This window comes from Cedecea davisae DSM 4568 (genome assembly GCF_000412335.2).
Classification (GTDB): Bacteria; Pseudomonadota; Gammaproteobacteria; order Enterobacterales; family Enterobacteriaceae; genus Cedecea; species Cedecea davisae.
This window is the reverse complement of the sequence record NZ_KE161030.1, coordinates 3,156,471-3,173,841: the sequence shown is the minus strand read 5'-3', so window position 1 is coordinate 3,173,841 and position 17,371 is coordinate 3,156,471. Positions and strand designations below refer to the sequence as shown.

16 protein-coding genes are annotated in these 17,371 nt (G+C 55.0%); 10 read left to right on the top strand and 6 right to left on the bottom strand.

Going from position 1 to position 17,371, the window contains the following annotated elements; all coding sequences use genetic code 11:
- On the bottom strand, nt 1-1,132 hold a 1,132-nt coding region (locus tag HMPREF0201_RS14380), incomplete at its 3' end, for an MFS transporter (protein WP_016537457.1).
- Between the two features lie 255 nt (nt 1,133-1,387).
- Here HMPREF0201_RS14380 and HMPREF0201_RS14375 point away from each other — a divergent pair.
- A complete protein-coding gene (locus HMPREF0201_RS14375) occupies nt 1,388-2,329 on the top strand; it encodes a LysR family transcriptional regulator (protein WP_016537456.1) in 942 nt (313 codons plus the stop codon).
- 14 nt (nt 2,330-2,343) lie between these two features.
- Here HMPREF0201_RS14375 and HMPREF0201_RS14370 read toward each other — a convergent pair whose 3' ends face one another.
- On the bottom strand, nt 2,344-3,363 hold the full coding sequence (locus tag HMPREF0201_RS14370; protein ID WP_016537455.1) for a LacI family DNA-binding transcriptional regulator: 1,020 nt from the start codon (nt 3,361-3,363) through the stop codon (nt 2,344-2,346).
- A gap of 256 nt (nt 3,364-3,619) precedes the next feature.
- On the opposite strand from HMPREF0201_RS14370, the gene HMPREF0201_RS14365 reads away from it, so the two are divergent.
- From HMPREF0201_RS14365 to HMPREF0201_RS14345, 5 genes are all read left to right on the top strand, one after another.
- Nucleotides 3,620-4,063, top strand: coding sequence for a PTS sugar transporter subunit IIA (locus HMPREF0201_RS14365; protein ID WP_016537454.1), 444 nt, complete (start codon nt 3,620-3,622; stop codon nt 4,061-4,063).
- Between the two features lie 87 nt (nt 4,064-4,150).
- A complete protein-coding gene (locus HMPREF0201_RS14360; protein ID WP_016537453.1) occupies nt 4,151-4,423 on the top strand; it encodes a PTS sugar transporter subunit IIB in 273 nt (90 codons plus the stop codon).
- A 24-nt stretch (nt 4,424-4,447) separates the two neighbouring features.
- Nucleotides 4,448-5,839, top strand: a complete 1,392-nt coding sequence (locus HMPREF0201_RS14355; protein ID WP_016537452.1) for a PTS ascorbate transporter subunit IIC — start codon at nt 4,448-4,450, stop codon at nt 5,837-5,839.
- A complete protein-coding gene (locus HMPREF0201_RS14350) occupies nt 5,839-6,672 on the top strand; it encodes a transketolase (RefSeq protein WP_039899373.1) in 834 nt (277 codons plus the stop codon). The genes HMPREF0201_RS14355 and HMPREF0201_RS14350 overlap by 1 nt, the downstream gene beginning before the upstream one ends.
- A complete protein-coding gene (locus HMPREF0201_RS14345) occupies nt 6,665-7,618 on the top strand; it encodes a transketolase family protein (protein ID WP_016537450.1) in 954 nt (317 codons plus the stop codon). Before HMPREF0201_RS14350 ends, HMPREF0201_RS14345 begins: the two co-directional genes overlap by 8 nt.
- 57 nt (nt 7,619-7,675) lie before the next feature.
- On the opposite strand, the gene pta is transcribed toward HMPREF0201_RS14345, so the two are convergent.
- Together pta and ackA are read right to left on the bottom strand one after the other, a co-directional pair.
- On the bottom strand, nt 7,676-9,817 hold the full coding sequence (pta, locus tag HMPREF0201_RS14340; protein WP_038483321.1) for a phosphate acetyltransferase: 2,142 nt from the start codon (nt 9,815-9,817) through the stop codon (nt 7,676-7,678).
- Between the two features lie 85 nt (nt 9,818-9,902).
- Nucleotides 9,903-11,105, bottom strand: a complete 1,203-nt coding sequence (gene ackA, locus HMPREF0201_RS14335; protein WP_016537448.1) for an acetate kinase — start codon at nt 11,103-11,105, stop codon at nt 9,903-9,905.
- 338 nt (nt 11,106-11,443) lie between these two features.
- Between ackA and yfbV the strand changes: the two genes are divergently transcribed.
- The 4 genes from yfbV (at nt 11,444) to HMPREF0201_RS14315 (ending at nt 15,084) form a co-directional block, all read left to right on the top strand.
- Nucleotides 11,444-11,899, top strand: coding sequence for a terminus macrodomain insulation protein YfbV (gene yfbV / locus HMPREF0201_RS14330; RefSeq protein WP_016537446.1), 456 nt, complete (start codon nt 11,444-11,446; stop codon nt 11,897-11,899).
- A gap of 94 nt (nt 11,900-11,993) precedes the next feature.
- Nucleotides 11,994-12,488: a YfbU family protein gene (locus HMPREF0201_RS14325; RefSeq protein WP_016537445.1), complete on the top strand. Its 495-nt coding sequence runs from the start codon at nt 11,994-11,996 to the stop codon at nt 12,486-12,488.
- 12 nt (nt 12,489-12,500) lie between these two features.
- Nucleotides 12,501-13,160, top strand: a complete 660-nt coding sequence (locus HMPREF0201_RS14320; protein WP_016537444.1) for a sugar phosphatase — start codon at nt 12,501-12,503, stop codon at nt 13,158-13,160.
- A 91-nt stretch (nt 13,161-13,251) separates the two neighbouring features.
- Complete coding sequence (locus tag HMPREF0201_RS14315) at nt 13,252-15,084, top strand: SLC13 family permease (RefSeq protein WP_039898505.1); 1,833 nt, start codon at nt 13,252-13,254, stop codon at nt 15,082-15,084.
- 117 nt (nt 15,085-15,201) lie between these two features.
- On the opposite strand, the gene yfbR is transcribed toward HMPREF0201_RS14315, so the two are convergent.
- On the bottom strand, nt 15,202-15,801 hold the full coding sequence (gene yfbR, locus HMPREF0201_RS14310; protein WP_016537442.1) for a 5'-deoxynucleotidase: 600 nt from the start codon (nt 15,799-15,801) through the stop codon (nt 15,202-15,204).
- An 80-nt stretch (nt 15,802-15,881) separates the two neighbouring features.
- Nucleotides 15,882-17,096 carry an alanine transaminase AlaA gene (gene alaA / locus HMPREF0201_RS14305; RefSeq protein WP_016537441.1) on the bottom strand — a complete coding sequence of 405 codons (1,215 nt, stop codon included), beginning with the start codon at nt 17,094-17,096 and terminating at the stop codon, nt 15,882-15,884.
- Nucleotides 17,097-17,371 lie beyond the last annotated feature (275 nt).

Sequence of the window (17,371 nt, the reverse complement as noted above, 5' to 3'; positions counted from 1 at the left end):
CGTTTACGCTGCCAAGGATAACCACAGCCAGCGCGGCCAGGCTCAGTGCAGCCCCGACCCACAGCGGAGAGACAAAGCCGAAGCCTTTATCCAGAGCCATGCCGCCAAGCCATGCCCCCAAAGCGTTACCGATGTTAAACGCGGCAATATTGGTACCGGAGGCCACGGTAGGCGCGTCGCTGGCGTATTTCATCATACGCAGCTGCAGGCCTGGCGCGGTAGCCAGCCCAACGGTGCCCATCAGCAGCATCAGAATGACCGTCATGATTTGGCTCTGGGCGAACATCGCGAAGGAGGCCATCACCAGGGTGAGCAGCAGCAGAATGGCACCGAGAGATTTATTCAGCGATTTATCCGCAGCTTTGCCGCCGTAGATATTGCCGATGAAAGTTCCCACACCGAACAGCACCAGCAGCCATGGTACGGTCTGCGTGGCAAAGCCGGAAACCTGAGTCAGGGTGAAGGCGATGTAAGTAAAGCCGCCGATTACGCCGCCGAAGGAGAGCACGCTAAGCAGAGCGGAAACCCAGACCTGTGGACGATTGAAAACGGCAAACTCGCGGCCAAGGTTCGTGTCTTTATGAGCGGGCATCGGCGGAACCAGGGTTTTGATCCCGACTATGGTAACCAGGCCGATAATAGACAGTGCCCAGAAGGTGGTGCGCCAGCCCAGTTCGAGGCCAACGAAGGTGCCAAGAGGAACGCCGACGATATTGGAGACGGTAAGACCGGCAAACATCAGAGAGATAGCGGCGCCTTTTTTATCGCCCGCAACCATATCAGAGGCAACGACCGCGCCCACGCTGAAGAATGCGCCGTGGCACAGGGCCGCAACGATACGCCCAAACAGCAGGGTTTCGTAGCTAGTGGACATGGCGGAAATAAGGTTGCCAACAATAAATAATGCGGTCAGCAGTAATAGCGTTAAGCGACGTTCCATGCGGATCATAATTGAGGTTAAGGCAATTGCGCCTACCGCCACGCTGATTGCATAACCGGAAACCAGATAGCCAGCTACCTGCTCGCTAATATTAAATTCGGCAACGATTTGCGGAAGCAGGCCGACGATACCAAATTCCGTCAGACCAATTCCGAACGCCCCAAGTGCTAAGGCAAAAAGACCCGTTGGCATTTTAATCTCCTGTTTTATTATTTTGCTATTCAGGTTTTGAATAACAATTAAAAAGGTGGGTAATTATTCATATTTTGGGTCATGAATAATTTTTTCTTCAGCACTGGAAATAATTGTACTGGCGCTTATAGTAATATTAAGAAATATCGCTGAGGGCTGAGCGTATCGCGCTCTCCGTCAGGACTTCATCAGGGATGAATGTTATTGTGTTGTTCGGTATAGTAGAAATGAATTTCCCTGATACCAGGTATTGCAATGGATAATCTCAGAAAGTTGGATCTCAACCTTCTTCTCACTCTGGAAGCGTTACTAAAGGATCCTAATGTGACGCGTGCCGCCCGCGCGCTGAACCTTTCGCAGCCTACCGTCAGCGTGCAGCTGGCGAAATTGCGCAAAAGCCTGAACGATCCGCTATTTTTGCCCGGCCCGCGTGGCATGCGGCCTACCGCCCGTGCGGAGCTGCTGCGAGCCTCGCTGAGCGAGGCGCTGGGAATGCTCGATAAAGCTATTTCTCCTCCCGGGCCGTTTATTCCCGGCGAGTCGTCCCACACCTGGCAGGTGGTTGCGGCGGATTACTGCGAGAATACGGTTTTGCTGCCGGTGCTACAAATGCTGCGGCGTGATGCGCCCGGAACCCGGCTGGCTATTCTCAGCGGCGCTAATTCTTATATGGCGAAATCGGCAGGTCAGGACAAGGTTGATCTGTTCTTTCATATTCCCGAGGAGTCGCCACAGGGGCTGCGTAGCCGCACGCTTTTCAGAGAAGAGTATGTCCTGGCAAGCCGCGTTGGCCACCCGTTGCTGAAAACCGCGCCAAAGCTCAGGCAGTTTCTTGAACTGGACTACGTAATGATATCGCCGGACGGCGGTGGGTTCTGGGGCAATACCGATAAGGTTTTGTCTGAAATGGGGCTAAGCCGGAAAGTGGTGCTTTCTGTACCGCATTTTATGTTTGCCGTCTTCACCATCGCCACGACAGATATGGTCGGCATGCTGCCGCTGCGCCTGGTTAAGAATAACCCGCAGTTGCAGTATTTCCCGCCGCCGATAGATATTCCCGGCTTTGATATGAATATGCTCTGGCATGAGCACCTGCACCGCGAACCGGCTCATAAATGGCTGAGGGATTTGATAGTACGCTCGGTGGAAGGCGAAGGAACGTCTCAGATCCCTTCGCCTCTTTGGGGGGAGAGGTAGAATGGCGGGAGAAATCAGCAACTGTCCCGCATACACAGCGATGAAGCAATTGTCGGGCTGCGGTTCCACTCTTCATCGTTGAGCCTCGCCAGCAGCGCCCGCCCGGCTTCAATTCCAATTTTGCGATGTGGGACCGAGATGGTGGTCAGCGCGGGCTGGCAAACCCGGCTTACGTCGCTATCGCCAAACCCCACTACGGCTAAATCGTCCGGCACCTTGATGCGCCGGCGCTGGCATTCGTACAGCGCGCCGCAGGCCAGCTCGTCCGAAACGCATACCAGGGCATCCAGTTCCGGCCAGGCCAGCAAAAACTCCGGCAGTTGGGCAGCTCCGGTGGAGAAGTTCGGCGGGGCGGCGGCGTTAATGACCCTGTTGGGAGACATATGGTGGCGCAGCATGGCTTTGTACCAGCCGTGCAGGTGCTGCTGGAAAATCCACTGCTCCTGGTTAGCGCACAGCAGGCCGATATTCTGGTAGCCGCGCTGGATGAGCATTTCGGTCAGTTCAAACATTGCCGCGACGTTATCAATCCCGATATTCATATCCAACGGATCTGAGCGGGTAGCGCCAATTTCGAGCACCGGAATGCTGGCGTGGTTTAGCCAGCCCCGCACGGTATCGCTATGTTCGACGCTGAGTAGGATCGCCGCCGCAATATTCGAGGCCAGCAGCGTCTCCAGCAGCTTCTCTTCCTGCTCCAGCCGGTGCTGGGACTCGGCCAGCACAATCTGAAACCCCGCGGGCTGCAGGACTTGCTGCAATCCGGCAAACATTTCGCTGCAGCCGGACTCTGCCAGGCTCGGCACCACCATCGCAATGGTGTACGAAGACGCTGAAGCCAGCGCGCTGGCGGCCAGATTTGGCATGTAGCCGAGTTCGGAAACTGCGGCCTCAATTTTCTCGCGTAATTTGTCGGAAACCTGCTCCGGGGTTCGTAGCGCTCGCGATACCGTCATCGTACCGACGCCCGCCAGCTGAGCCACATCTGCAAGCGTCACCTTACCGGTACTACGCCGCTTTCGGGTTATGGACATTGTGATTCCTGATTCTGATCCTGTAAAACGCCAGGCTGACGTTGGCCCCTGAAAAGGAAGGGGAAATATCGCTCAAGTATACGCCTGAAATCGTGGTGCTTAATGCGATTTAACGCAATGATTGCATTTTGATAGCGCTATCACAAAACCGAATGATAGTCATTGGTAGCGCTATCTTTGTGATATCAATCACAGTTAAACCCGAGGCCGTTGAATAAAGTTTGCCCATCATCAACGTCTAATTCGAGAGGTTTTCGTGCTTAACCAATGGCTGCATCAGCAGACTATTTTGCTTCAGGATGGCGTGGAAAACTGGCAGCAGGCGCTGGAGCTTAGCGCCAGGCCGCTGCTGGAGGCGGGCGTGATTGCTCCGCGCTATCTGACGGCCATCATGCAGCAGCATCAAAAGCTTGGGCCTTACTATGTACTGGCGCCGGGGCTGGCGATGCCGCATGCTCGCCCTGAAGAAGGGGCAAGCGGGCTGGGACTTTCGCTGCTTAAGCTGAGGCAGGGAGTGAGCTTCGGTTCGCAAGATAACGACCCGGTAAACGTTATTATTATGCTGGCCGCGCCCGATAGCCACAGCCATATTGAAATGATCTCGGCGCTCGCTGAATTATTTTCCAGCGAGCATGACATGGCATTACTTCATCAGGCAACGAACCTGGAGGAAATAACAGAAATCATTAATCGATTCTGATTTTATAAACTTAACACCAAGGTATTTTACGTTGCATTGAAAAATGCGATGTGTTTGTACTCTACTTAAAACAATAAGGTAATAATCATGAAGATAATGGCAATCTGCGGTTCCGGTCTCGGCAGCAGCTTTATGGTCGAGATGAATATTAAAAAAGTACTCAAAAAACTCAATATTGAAGCCGAGGTGGAGCATTCAGATTTATCCTCCGCGACGCCGGGCGCGGCAGATGTGTTTGTGATGGCGAAGGACATTGCCGCCAGCGCCAGCCTGCCGGATAGCCAACTGGTGGTTATCAATAACATCATTGATATCAATGAACTGGAAAATAAGCTGAGTGCTTATTTTGCCAGTCGTTAATCATAAAAATAAGCGGAGGCGGATATGTTTATCCTTGGCACGCTGAATTTTATAGTCGATATACTCAAAGTCCCGGCGATTCTCGTAGGGCTTATCGCACTTATTGGCCTGGTGGCGCAAAAGAAGTCCTTTTCTGATGTCGTTAAAGGCTCCATTAAAACGGTTTTAGGTTTTATTGTTCTGGGCGGCGGTGCAACCGTATTAGTCGGTTCTTTAAACCCGCTGGGCGGGATGTTTGAGCACGCTTTCAATATTCAGGGGATTATTCCAAATAACGAGGCGATTGTTTCTATTGCGCTGGAAAAATATGGCGCATCCACCGCGTTAATTATGGCTTTTGGGATGGTGGCAAATATTATTGTTGCCCGCTTTACGCGCCTGAAATACATATTCCTGACCGGGCATCACACCTTCTATATGGCCTGTATGATTGGCGTGATCCTGACGGTGGCGGGCTTTGAGGGCGTGGGGCTGGTGTTTACCGGGTCTCTGATCCTCGGCCTGATCATGGCCTTCTTCCCGGCAATCGCTCAGCGCTATATGCGCCGCATTACCGGCACGGATGATATCGGCTTTGGTCACTTTGGTACGCTGGGTTACGTGCTCTCCGGCTGGATAGGCAGCAAGTGCGGGAAAGGCTCACGTTCAACGGAAGAGATGAACCTGCCGAAGAACCTTAGCTTCCTGCGCGACAGCTCCATTTCCATCTCGCTGACCATGATAATTATCTACATGATCCTCGCGATTTGCGCCGGCCAGTCGTATGTAGAAGAGAAGCTAAGCGGCGGTCAAAACTTCCTGGTTTACTCCATTATTCAGGCAATTACTTTCGCGGCCGGGGTGTTCATCATCCTGCAGGGCGTGCGCCTGATCCTGGCTGAGATAGTCCCGGCGTTTACCGGCTTCTCCGAGAAGCTGGTGCCAAACGCCCGCCCGGCGCTGGATTGCCCGGTGGTTTATCCTTACGCGCCAAATGCCGTACTGATTGGCTTCCTGTTCAGCTTCCTTGGCGGCCTGGTCGGCTTGTTCCTGCTCGGGCAGATGAAGCTGGTGCTTATCCTGCCCGGCGTGGTGCCGCACTTCTTCACCGGCGCTACTGCTGGCGTGTTTGGTAACGCTACCGGAGGCCGCCGTGGGGCAATGGTCGGCGCTTTCGCCAACGGCTTGCTGATTACCTTCCTGCCGGTTCTGCTGCTGCCTGTGCTCGGCGCGCTCGGCTTCGCTAACACCACCTTCTCGGATGCCGATTTCGGCGTGGTGGGCATCGTGCTGGGTAACCTGGCGCGCTTCCTGTCGCCAACGGCGATTACCGCGCTGGTGGTAGCCATCTTTGCGCTGCTGGTCGGCTTTAACTACCTGGGTAAGGGAAAAGGCGCGGCTGCCGCGCAAACTGAAGACAATACGGGGGCTAAATGATGAGTGAACTGGCTGACGTTACGCGGTTTGCGCGTGATATTCGGGTGGAGACGCTAAAGGCGCTCACCCAGTTGGGATTCGGCCACTACGGCGGCAGTATGTCGGTGGTCGAAACGCTGGCGGTGCTGTACGGCGAGGTGATGAACGTTGACCCGGACGACCCGGACTGGCCGGAGCGCGATTACTTCGTGCTCTCAAAAGGGCATGCTGGCCCGGCGCTGTACAGCACGTTGGCGCTGAAAGGCTACTTCCCCGTTGAGCAACTGGCGACGCTGAACCAGAACGGCACCACGCTGCCTAGCCATCCTGACAGGCTGAAGACGCGAGGGGTGGATGCGACGACCGGTTCGCTGGGGCAGGGGATTTCAATTGCCGCCGGTATCGCGCTGTCGCACAAGCTGGCGCAGCGCCGCAACCGCGTGTTCTGCATCGTGGGAGACGGGGAGCTGAATGAGGGGCAGTGCTGGGAGGCTTTCCAGTTTATCGCTCATCACCGGCTTAATAACCTGACGGTGTTCGTGGACTGGAACAAGCAGCAGCTGGACGGCGAGCTGGATGAAATCATCTGCGCTTTCAGTCTGGAAGAGAAGTTCAGCGCCTTTGGCTTCGACGTCGTGAAGGTGAAAGGCGATGACGTCGCCGGGCTGCTGGCGGCGGTTAAACCCGCCCGCGGCGGCGAGCAGCGTCCTCTTCTGGTTGTCCTGGACAGCATTAAAGGGCAGGGCGTTCCATACCTTGAGCAACTGGGCAATTCACACCACCTGCGCCTGACGGAGCAGTCAAAGCAGGCGCTTGAGCAGGCCATTGAGCAACTGGAGGCGAGACATGATTAAGGTAAGCCAGTCGGGCGCTCAGGACGCCGTAGAGATGCGTAAGATTTACGCCGGTTTTGTGCAGCAGCAGATAAACGCCGACAGCGGCATTATCGCCCTGGAAGCCGATCTGATGAGTTCTATGGCAATGGACGGCGTACAGCGCGACAACCCGCAGCACGTTATCAACTGCGGCATTATGGAAGCCAATGTTATCGGCGTGTCGGCGGGCCTGTCTCTGACCGGACGTAAACCGTTCGTTCATACCTTTACCGCCTTCGCCAGCCGTCGCTGCTTCGACCAGCTCTTTATGTCGCTGGATTACCAGCGCAACAACGTTAAGGTTATCGCCTCGGATGCCGGGGTGACCGCCTGCCACAACGGCGGCACTCATATGTCTTTTGAAGATATGGGTATCGTGCGCGGGCTGGCCCACTCGGTGGTGCTGGAGGTGACCGATGCGGTGATGTTTAAAGACATTCTGCGTCAGCTTATCGAACTGGAAGGTTTCTACTGGGTGCGCACCATCCGCAAGCAGGCCGCGACGGTTTATGAGGAAGGTTCGACATTTACCATCGGCAAGGGCAACGTGCTGCGCGAGGGCACGGATATCACGCTGATTGCCAACGGCATTATGGTTACAGAGGCGCTTAAGGCGGCTCAGGAGCTGGAGAAAGAGGGCGTAAGTGCGGCGGTTATCGATATGTTCACCCTCAAGCCTATCGACCGCATGCTGGTGAAGAACTATGCGGAAAAAACCGGGCGTATCGTGACCTGCGAAAACCACAGCATCCATAACGGGCTGGGTTCAGCGGTAGCGGAAGTGTTAGTTGAAACCTGCCCGGTGCCGATGCGCAGGGTGGGCGTGAAGGAACGTTACGGCCAGGTGGGAACTCAGGAGTTCTTGCAGCAGGAATATGGTCTGACGGCGCGGGAGATTGTGAAAGCGGCTAAAGAGCTGCTGTAGCGGGCAATAGCAATAAAAAGGGCAGCCAGCCGGCTGCCCTTTTTTATCTCAACGAGATTACTCTTGCTGAGCGGACTGAATCGCGGTCAGAGCGATGGTGTAGACGATATCGTCAACCAGCGCGCCACGGGACAGGTCGTTAACCGGCTTGCGCATACCCTGCAGCATCGGCCCGATGGAGATCAGGTCGGCAGAACGCTGTACCGCTTTATAAGTGGTGTTACCGGTGTTCAGGTCAGGGAAGATGAACACGGTAGCACGCCCGGCAACAGGAGAGTTTGGCGCTTTAGACTTGGCAACGTCAGCCATAACTGCTGCGTCGTACTGCAGCGGGCCGTCGATAACCAGGTCAGGGCGTTTTTCCTGAGCGATACGGGTTGCTTCACGCACTTTCTCAACGTCGCTACCCGCGCCGGAGTTGCCGGTGGAGTAAGACAGCATTGCAACGCGTGGGTCAATACCGAATGCGGCAGCGGAGTCAGCGGACTGAATCGCGATTTCTGCCAGCTGCTCAGCGGTTGGGTCCGGGTTAATCGCACAGTCGCCGTAAACGTAAACCTGTTCAGGCAGCAGCATGAAGAACACGGAAGAAACCAGGGAGCTGCCCGGTGCAGTTTTGATCAGCTGCAGAGGCGGACGAATGGTGTTCGCGGTGGTGTGAACCGCACCGGAAACCAGGCCGTCAACTTCGTCCTGTTCCAGCATCAGCGTACCCAGAACCACGTTGTCTTCCAGCTGTTCGCGGGCAACGGCTTCGGTCATGCCTTTGCTCTTACGCAGCTCAACCAGGCGAGCAACGTAGCTTTCGCGAACCACTTCAGGATCAACGATTTCAATGCCGGCGCCCAGTTCTACGCCCTGAGCGGCAGCAACGCGGGTGATTTCATCCGGGTTACCCAGCAGCACGCAGGTCGCGATGCCGCGCTCTGCACAGATTGCAGCGGCTTTAACGGTACGCGGCTCGTCACCTTCCGGCAGCACAACGCGTTTACCGGCTTTACGGGCCAGTTCGGTCAGCTGGTAGCGGAACGCAGGAGGAGACAGGCGGCGGCTACGCTCGGAGGTCGCGGTCAGGGATTCGATCCAGTTGGCATCGATGTGGCTTGCCACATATTCCTGCACTTTTTCGATACGCTGATGGTCGTCGGTTGGGACTTCCAGGTTGAAGCTCTGCAGGCTCAGAGAAGTCTGCCAGGTGTTGGTGTCAACCATGAACAGCGGCAGGCCGGTCGCGAATGCACGCTCGCACAGCTTGCTGATGCGCGGGTCCATTTCGTACCCGCCGGTCAGCAGAATTGCGCCGATTTCAACGCCGTTCATTGCGGCCAGACAGGCGGCAACCAGCACGTCCGGGCGGTCTGCTGAGGTAACCAGCAGGGAGCCAGGGCGGAAGTGTTCCAGCATGTGTGGGATGCTGCGCGCGCAGAAGGTTACGGACTTCACGCGGCGAGTATTGATGTCACCTTCGTTGATCACGGTCGCATTCAGGTGGCGAGCCATGTCGATAGCGCGGGTGGCGATAAGCTCGAAGCTCCACGGCACGCAGCCCAGAACCGGCAGCGGGCTGTCGGCAAACAGCTGCTTAGGATCGATATTCGCGATGCTGGCTTTGCTGGAGTCGTCGAAGATTTCAGACAGGTCAGGACGGGTGCGGCCCTGCTCATCAACCGGGGCGTTCAGCTTGTTGATAATCACGCCGGTGATGTTGGTGTTTTTGCTGCCGCCGAAGCTGCTGCTGGTCAGTTCGATACGCTCTTTAAGCTGCTCCGGAGAGTCGTTGCCCAGAGACATAACGAAGACGATTTCGGCATTCAGGGTTTTGGCAATTTCGTAGTTCAGCGCCTGAGCAAACTGATGTTTGCGGGTCGGCACCAGGCCTTCAACCAGCACCACTTCAGCATCTTTGCTGCTGGCGTGGTAGTTGGCGATAATCTCTTCCATCAGCACGTCCTGCTGATTGCTGGACAGCAGGGACTCAACGTGGCCCATGTTCAGCGGCTCAGCGGCCGGGATGGTGGAGTTAGCGCGGATGATGCTGGTGGTCTGGTCCGGGCTATCGCCACCGGTACGCGGCTGGGCGATAGGTTTGAAGACGCTCAGGCGAACGCCTTTTTGTTCCATAGCACGGATAACGCCTAGGCTTACGCTGGTAAGGCCGACGCTGGTTCCGGTAGGGATCAGCATAATAGTACGGGACACGGTATAACCTCTTTCGTTTTCGCGAGCACTCAGGCTCACTCGACTCAGAAAACAACACCGCCAGCTAAGGCTGGCGGCGAGGGAATCAGGCGGTCAGGCGGGATGCGTCTTGCGCAATGACCAGCTCTTCGTTGGTGGTGATGACCACCGCCGGGCGAGTGCCTTCTTTGTTGATGAAGCCAGACTTGCCAAAACGTGCGGCCAGGTTGCGCTCGTGGTCAACGTCGAAGCCCAGTACGCCCAGTTTGCCCAGAGACAGCTCACGTACCATTGCGGCGTTTTCACCGATACCGCCGGTGAAGACTACTGAGTCCAGACGGCCTTCCATCAGCGCGGTGTAAGAGCCGATGTACTTCGCCAGACGGTGGCAGTAAACGTCCATTGCACGTTTAGCGTCTTCTTTAGTGGTGTAGTTGTCTTCAACATAGCGGCAGTCGCTGGTGACTTCGGTCAGACCCAGCAGGCCGGACTCTTTGGTCAGCATTTTGTTGATGTCTTCCACGCTCATGCCCAGAGTGTCGTGCAGGTGGAAGATGATTGCCGGGTCGATGTCGCCGGAACGGGTGCCCATGACCAGGCCTTCCAGCGGGGTCAGACCCATGGAGGTGTCAACGCATTTGCCGTTACGGATAGCGGAAACGGAACCGCCGTTGCCCAGGTGGCAGGTGATGATGTTCAGTTCATCAACCGGCTTGTTCAGCATTTTTGCTGCTTCCTGAGTCACGTAGAAGTGGCTGGTGCCGTGTGCGCCATAGCGACGAACGCCGTGCTCTTTGTACAGTTTGTACGGCAGGGCATAGAGGTAAGACTCTTCCGGCATAGTCTGATGGAACGCGGTGTCGAACACGGCAACGTTTTTATCAGCCAGATTAGGGAAGGATTTCAGCGCTTCAGCGATGCCAATCAGGTGTGCCGGGTTATGCAGCGGTGCAAAAGAGGCAGAATCTTTGATACCCTGAATAACAGAATCGTCAATCACTACTGAGCTGGTGTATTTTTCGCCGCCGTGTACGATACGGTGACCAATAGCGGTCAGCTGAGCAGACAATTCTGGTTTTTCTGCCAGAATCTTATTAACGATGAAGTTAAGAGCTTCGCTGTGAGCGGCACCTGCACCCAGAGCCGCTTCTTGTTTAGCGCCTTCCAGTTTCCATTTGATGCGGGCTTCAGGAAGGTGGAAACATTCTGCTAAACCAGAAAGGTACTCTTCACCGTTTACAGCATCGATAATTGCGAATTTCAGTGATGAGCTACCGCAGTTCAGAACCAGTACTAGCTTACTCGACATGGAAGTACCTATTTTTGATACGTGGCTAAAAAAACGTCAGTTAGTCTATCAGCGTAGCGCATGATGACGCGGACATTTATGATTAACGTCATGCCAGAAGCGTTTTTTGGCATGGCGAATAAAATTACTCAGAGTTTACGCCATATTACCGAAGCTGCAGGTCACGGCGATGTAAAAGAATGTTTGACAGCGTGTTGTTTCCCAACTACGGCCATCAAAGGCCGGCACAGGGTAGCAGATAGAGACTCGTAAAGACAAAATTTTTTGAACGATGTCATTTAGAGTTGCTGTGTTGCAAAATTATTTTATTTTTTATATGTAGAGTTGAGGTATGAGCCATGTCGACACCCCAGAATAGCCATGTAAGCTGGTTTAGCCTGTTCGGACGTGGGCAACATTACTCGAAGACCTGGCCGCTGGATAAGCGCCTGGCGCCGGTTTTTATCGAAAACCGTGTGATTCGTGCCACCCGCTACGCCATTCGCTTTATGCCGCCGCTGGCGGTATTCACCCTGAGCTGGCAGATTGCCCTTGGCGGCCAGCTTGGCCCGGCGGTGGCTACGGCTCTTTTTGCCTGTAGCCTGCCGATGCAGGGCTTATGGTGGCTGGGCAAGCGCTCGGTTACGCCGCTCCCGCCGACGACCTTACAATGGTTTTATGAAGTTCGTGTGAAACTTCAGGAAGCGGGCCAGGCGCTGGCACCAGTAGAAGGCAAGCCGGACTATCAGGCGCTGGCGGACGTGCTTAAGCGCGCGTTCAAACAGCTGGATAAAACTTTCCTGGATGATTTGTAATTACCCTACGGTTGCGCATATAAAGGAAGGCATACTTTCTTACAGGTTATCTTCGTCATAACCTGAATTTTCCATGCACTAAAGGAGTCAGGAAATGGAAATGACTAACGCGCAACGTCTGATTTTATCCAACCAGTACAAGATGATGACGATGATGGACCCGGATAACGCCGAGCGCTATCGTCGTCTGCAAACCATTATCGAACGCGGCTATGGCCTGCAAATGCGCGAGCTGGATCGTGAATTTGGCGAGCTGAAAGAAGAGACCTGCCGCATCGTCATCGACATCATGGAGATGTACCACGCGCTGCACGTTTCCTGGACCAACCTGAAAGATAGCCAGGACATCGACGAACGCCGCGTCACCTTTATGGGCTTTGATGCCGCGACCGAAGCCCGCTTCCTCGGTTATGTTCGCTTTATGGTGAATATCGAAGGGCGTTACACCCATTTCGACGCGGGAACGCACGGCTTCAACGCGCAAACCCCAATGTGGGACAAATACCAACGAATGCTGAAAGTGTGGCACGCCTGCCCGCGCCAGTATCATTTAAGCGCCAACGAGATTGCGCAGATTACCAATGCCTGAGGAGAGAGCGTAGTGAAGTGTAAAGGTTTCTTGTTTGATTTGGATGGTACGCTGGTCGATTCCCTGCCTGCCGTTGAGCGCGCGTGGGTTAACTGGGCGAAGCGTTTTGATATTTCCCCGGAAGAGGTATTAGGCTTCATCCACGGCAAGCAGGCGATTACTTCATTGCGCCACTTTATGGCCGGTGCCGCTGAAGAGGAGATCCAGCAGGAGTTTCTGCGCCTTGAGAAGCTGGAGTCTGAAGACACCGACGGCATCGTTGCGCTGCCGGGTGCCGCAGAGCTGCTGGCTCATCTGAACGAGGCCGGTATTCCGTGGGCTATCGTTACCTCCGGCTCCGTGCCGGTTGCATCCGCTCGCCGTAAAGCGGGTGGCCTGCCGGAGCCGGAAGTTTTTGTGACCGCAGAGCGCGTTGCGCGTGGCAAACCGGAGCCGGACGCTTACCTGCTGGGTGCTCAGCTGCTGGGCCTTGAGCCGGAAGAGTGCGTAGTTGTTGAAGATGCGCCCGCTGGCGTGCTGTCTGGTCTTGCGGCCGGTTGCCACGTTATCGCTGTTAATGCCCCGGCGGATACGCCGCGGCTGGAGCACGTGGATTATGCCCTTTCCTCGCTCACCGAATTGCTGATTCAAAAATCCCCCGACGGCAGCGTCGAAGTGTTAAGAAAACACTAATCCCATGATTTGACCCCGCATTTGCGGGGTTTTTTTATGGCATTCTCGTCTACATTCAATTCATCTACTTTCTGCCATACAGGGACTCGTTTTGAATTCGGAACTCATTTGGGTATTGTCATTATTGGGCATTGCCGTGCTGCTGTTCGCTACCGGGAAGATGCGAATGGATGCGGTGGCCCTGTTGGTGATCGTCGCTTTTGTTCTCAGCGGCACCTTGAGCCTCAGTGAAGCGTTTTCCGGGTTCAGCGATCCTAATGTCATCCTGATAGCCGCGCTGTTTATCATCGGCGACGGGCTGGTCCGCACCGGCGTGGCAACCAAAATGGGCAGCTGGCTGGTTGAGGTTGCAGGCAGCAGCGAAACCAAAATGCTGGTTTTGTTAATGGTCACCGTGGCCGGCCTTGGAGCGTTTATGAGCTCAACCGGCGTAGTGGCTATCTTTATCCCGGTGGTTCTTAGCGTTTCAATGCGAATGAAAATCCCGCCTTCCAGACTGATGATGCCGCTAAGCTTTGCCGGGCTAATCAGCGGCATGATGACGCTGGTCGCGACCCCGCCGAACCTGGTGATTAACAGCGAATTGCTGCGTGAAGGGCTGGAGGGCTTCCAGTTTTTCAGCGTGACGCCAATCGGCCTGGCGGTTCTGGTGCTGGGTGTTCTCTATATGCTGGTGGTGCGCTTTGCGCTTAAAGGGCAGGGCGAAGAGCCGGGGAAAGAGAGCTGGAAGCGCCGTTCTTTTCGAGATCTGATCAAAGATTATCGCCTTACCGGGCGAGCGCGTCGGCTGGCGATTCGCTCCGGCTCGCCCATGGTTGGCCGCAGGCTTGATGACCTGAAGCTGCGCGAGCGTTACGGAGCCAACGTTATCGGTATTGAGCGCTGGCGCAGGTTCCGCCGGGTCATCGTCAACGTTACCGGCATTACAGAGTTCCGTTCCGGTGATGTTCTTCTGATAGACATGTCTGCTTCTGAAGTGGATTTGCGGGAGTTTTGCGGCGAGCAAATGCTGGAGCCGCTCATCCTGCGTGGCGAATATTTTTCTGACCAGGCCCTCGACGTCGGCATGGCCGAAGTGTCGCTGGTGCCGGAGTCAGAGCTGACCGGGCAAACGCTGAGAGAGATGGCGTTCCGAACCCGCTACGGGCTTAACGTTGTTGGGCTGCGGCGCAGCGGAGAGGCCATTGAAGGCGCGCTGGTTAATGAACCCATTGAGCTTGGCGATATCATGCTGGTGGTCGGCGACTGGAAGTTAATCAAGGAGCTTTCGCAGCAGAGCCGTGACTTCCTGGTGCTGAACTTGCCGGTGGAAGAGAGGGACGCGTCTCCCGCCCATAGCCAGGCTCCGCACGCTATTTTCTGCCTGGCGCTGATGGTTGCGCTGATGCTGACCGATGAAATTCCTAACCCGATTGCCGCCATTATCGCCTGTATGCTGATGGGCAAATTCCGCTGTATTGATATGGAGAGCGCCTACAAGGCGATTCACTGGCCGAGCATTATCCTTATCGTCGGCATGATGCCTTTTGCCCTGGCGCTGCAAAAAACCGGCGGGGTGGATTTAATTGTCCGCGGGCTGATGGAGTTTGGCGGCGGCTACGGGCCTTACATTATGCTGGTTTGCCTGTTTGTGATGTGCGCGACAATCGGGCTGTTTATCTCTAATACCGCCACTGCGGTATTGATGGCGCCAATTGCGCTGGCCGCGGCGAAGTCGATGGGCGTTTCGCCTTATCCTTTCGCGATGATTGTAGCCCTGGCCGCGTCCGCGGCGTTTATGACGCCGGTCTCATCGCCGGTGAATACGCTGGTTATGGCACCGGGGAACTACAAGTTTAGCGACTTTGTGAAGCTGGGCGTGCCGTTTACTATCATTGTGATGATCGTCAGCGTGGTCATGGTGCCGATGTTATTCCCGTTCTGATACTTACCCTCATCCCTGCCTCCTCTTTGGGGAAAGGAGAAAACCGCTCTGAGTATATGGGGGGTGTTTTTAGCCCCCTCGCCCTTTTGGGGAGAGGGTCAGGGCGAGGGGAAGTGTTTAAAGCGGTGAGTCCTGGCTAATCTCATCCAGAGAAAGCTGGAAACTTGGGACGAAGACACGCATAAAATAGTCCATCTCTTCGCTATGGCGCTCGGCAAGCGTCTTTTCCAGCCGTCCTTTTGCCAGTAAAAACTCGTTATTACCCGCCGACAGCTCTTCCAGACACTTCAGATAGGCACAGAGTGCGTCAGCCTGCTTGACCAGCGCTTTCTCATCTTCGCTGTAGCTGTGCTCGTCGATCAGCGGTTCCCAGATGTCGCGCAGCTCTTCCGGCACCATCTCAATCAGCTTCTGCTGGGCAATTTTCTCAATCGCTTTGTACTCATGGGCAATCTGCGAATTGAAGTATTTTACCGGCGTGGGCAGATCCCCGGTAAGCACTTCGCTGGCATCGTGGTACATCGCCAGCAGCGCAATACGCTCGGCATTCACATTGCCGCTGAACTTTCGGTTCTTTATGACCGCCAGAGCGTGGGCAACCATCGCGACCTGCAGGCTGTGTTCCGACACGTTTTCGGTTCGAACATTGCGCATTAGCGGCCAGCGGTTGATTAATTTCAGGCGGGAGAGGTGGGCAAAGAAGTGGCTCTGACTCATGACGTTCTCGCGGTTACAACTCGGTGAAGTCATTGTGCGGCGAAAAAGGGGGACATTGCAAATCCCCCTTAGCCACGGGTTTACTGGTGATAATGGCCGAGGAAGCGGCCAAGCTTGGCGATAGACATTTCCAGGTCGTCAACGCGCGGCAGCGTAACGATACGCACATGGTCCGGCCACGGCCAGTTGAAGGCGGTGCCCTGAACCAGCAGCACTTTTTCCTGTAACAGGAAGTCCAGCACCATTTTTTGGTCGTCGTGGATATTAAAGCGCTTAGCGTCAATTTTCGGGAACATATACAGCGCACCGCGAGGCTTCACGCAGGAAACGCCCGGGATTTCGTTGATTAGCTCCCATGCCCGGTTGCGTTGCTCGTACAGGCGGCCGCCGGGAACGATGAATTCGCTAATGCTCTGGTAGCCGCCGAGCGCGGTCTGAATAGCATGCTGGGCCGGTACGTTGGCGCACAGGCGCATCGAGGCCAGCATTTCCAGACCTTCTATATAGCCTTTGGCGTGTTTTTTCGGCCCGTTCAGTACCATCCAGCCCTGGCGGAAGCCCGCAACACGGTAGGTTTTTGACAGACCGTTAAAGGTGATGGTCAGCAGGTCCGGCGCCAGCGCGGCGATGGAATGGTGCACCGCTTCGTCATAAAGGATCTTGTCGTAAATCTCATCGGCAAAGATTATCAGGTTATGCTGGCGCGCGATTTCGACAATTTCTAACAGCAGCTCTTTTGAATATACAGCGCCGGTAGGGTTGTTCGGGTTGATAATCACGATGCCGCGAGTGCGTGGGGTAATTTTGGCGCGGATATCATCGAGGTCGGGGAACCAGTCTGAGCTTTCGTCGCACAGGTAATGTACCGCTTTGCCGCTGGACAAGGAAACGGCCGCCGTCCACAGCGGGTAGTCTGGTGCCGGAACCAGCATTTCATCGCCGCTATTCAGCAGCGCCTGCATTGACTGAACGATGAGTTCGGAAACGCCGTTACCAATATAGATATCTTCGGTGGTGACATCCCGCATCCCGCGCGCCTGATAATGCTGCATGATGGCCTTGCGGGCGGAGAACAGCCCTTTTGAGTCGCAGTATCCCTGAGCGGTTGGGAGATTGCGGATCACGTCAACAAGGATCTCGTCCGGCGCTTCAAAACCAAAAGGCGCAGGGTTGCCGATGTTGAGCTTAAGCACTTTATTGCCTTCTTCTTCAAGGCGTTTAGCCTCTTTCAGAACCGGGCCGCGGATGTCATAACAGACATTATCAAGTTTGCTGGATTTTTCGATGGGGGACATGAAGCTTCGACCTTTGTTGTTAATTTCGCGTCCTGCCGTGGAAGCGCACCGCAACAATGTACTCCTGCCGCGTCGAGATTTGAAGGCAGGGGCGGTTAGAAATGTAATTTATCTGTCCAGCACAATGTAAAGGCAGTGGCGGTTTAAATAAATTTTGCTAGTCAAATATTCTTTTAAATTATCTTATGTGGGATTTTAAATCTGGCCATTGGCTTTTTGTATGACGCGATGCTCTGCAAATGTGGCGCTGGCCGAGTGAGAGGTGCTGCTCCAGT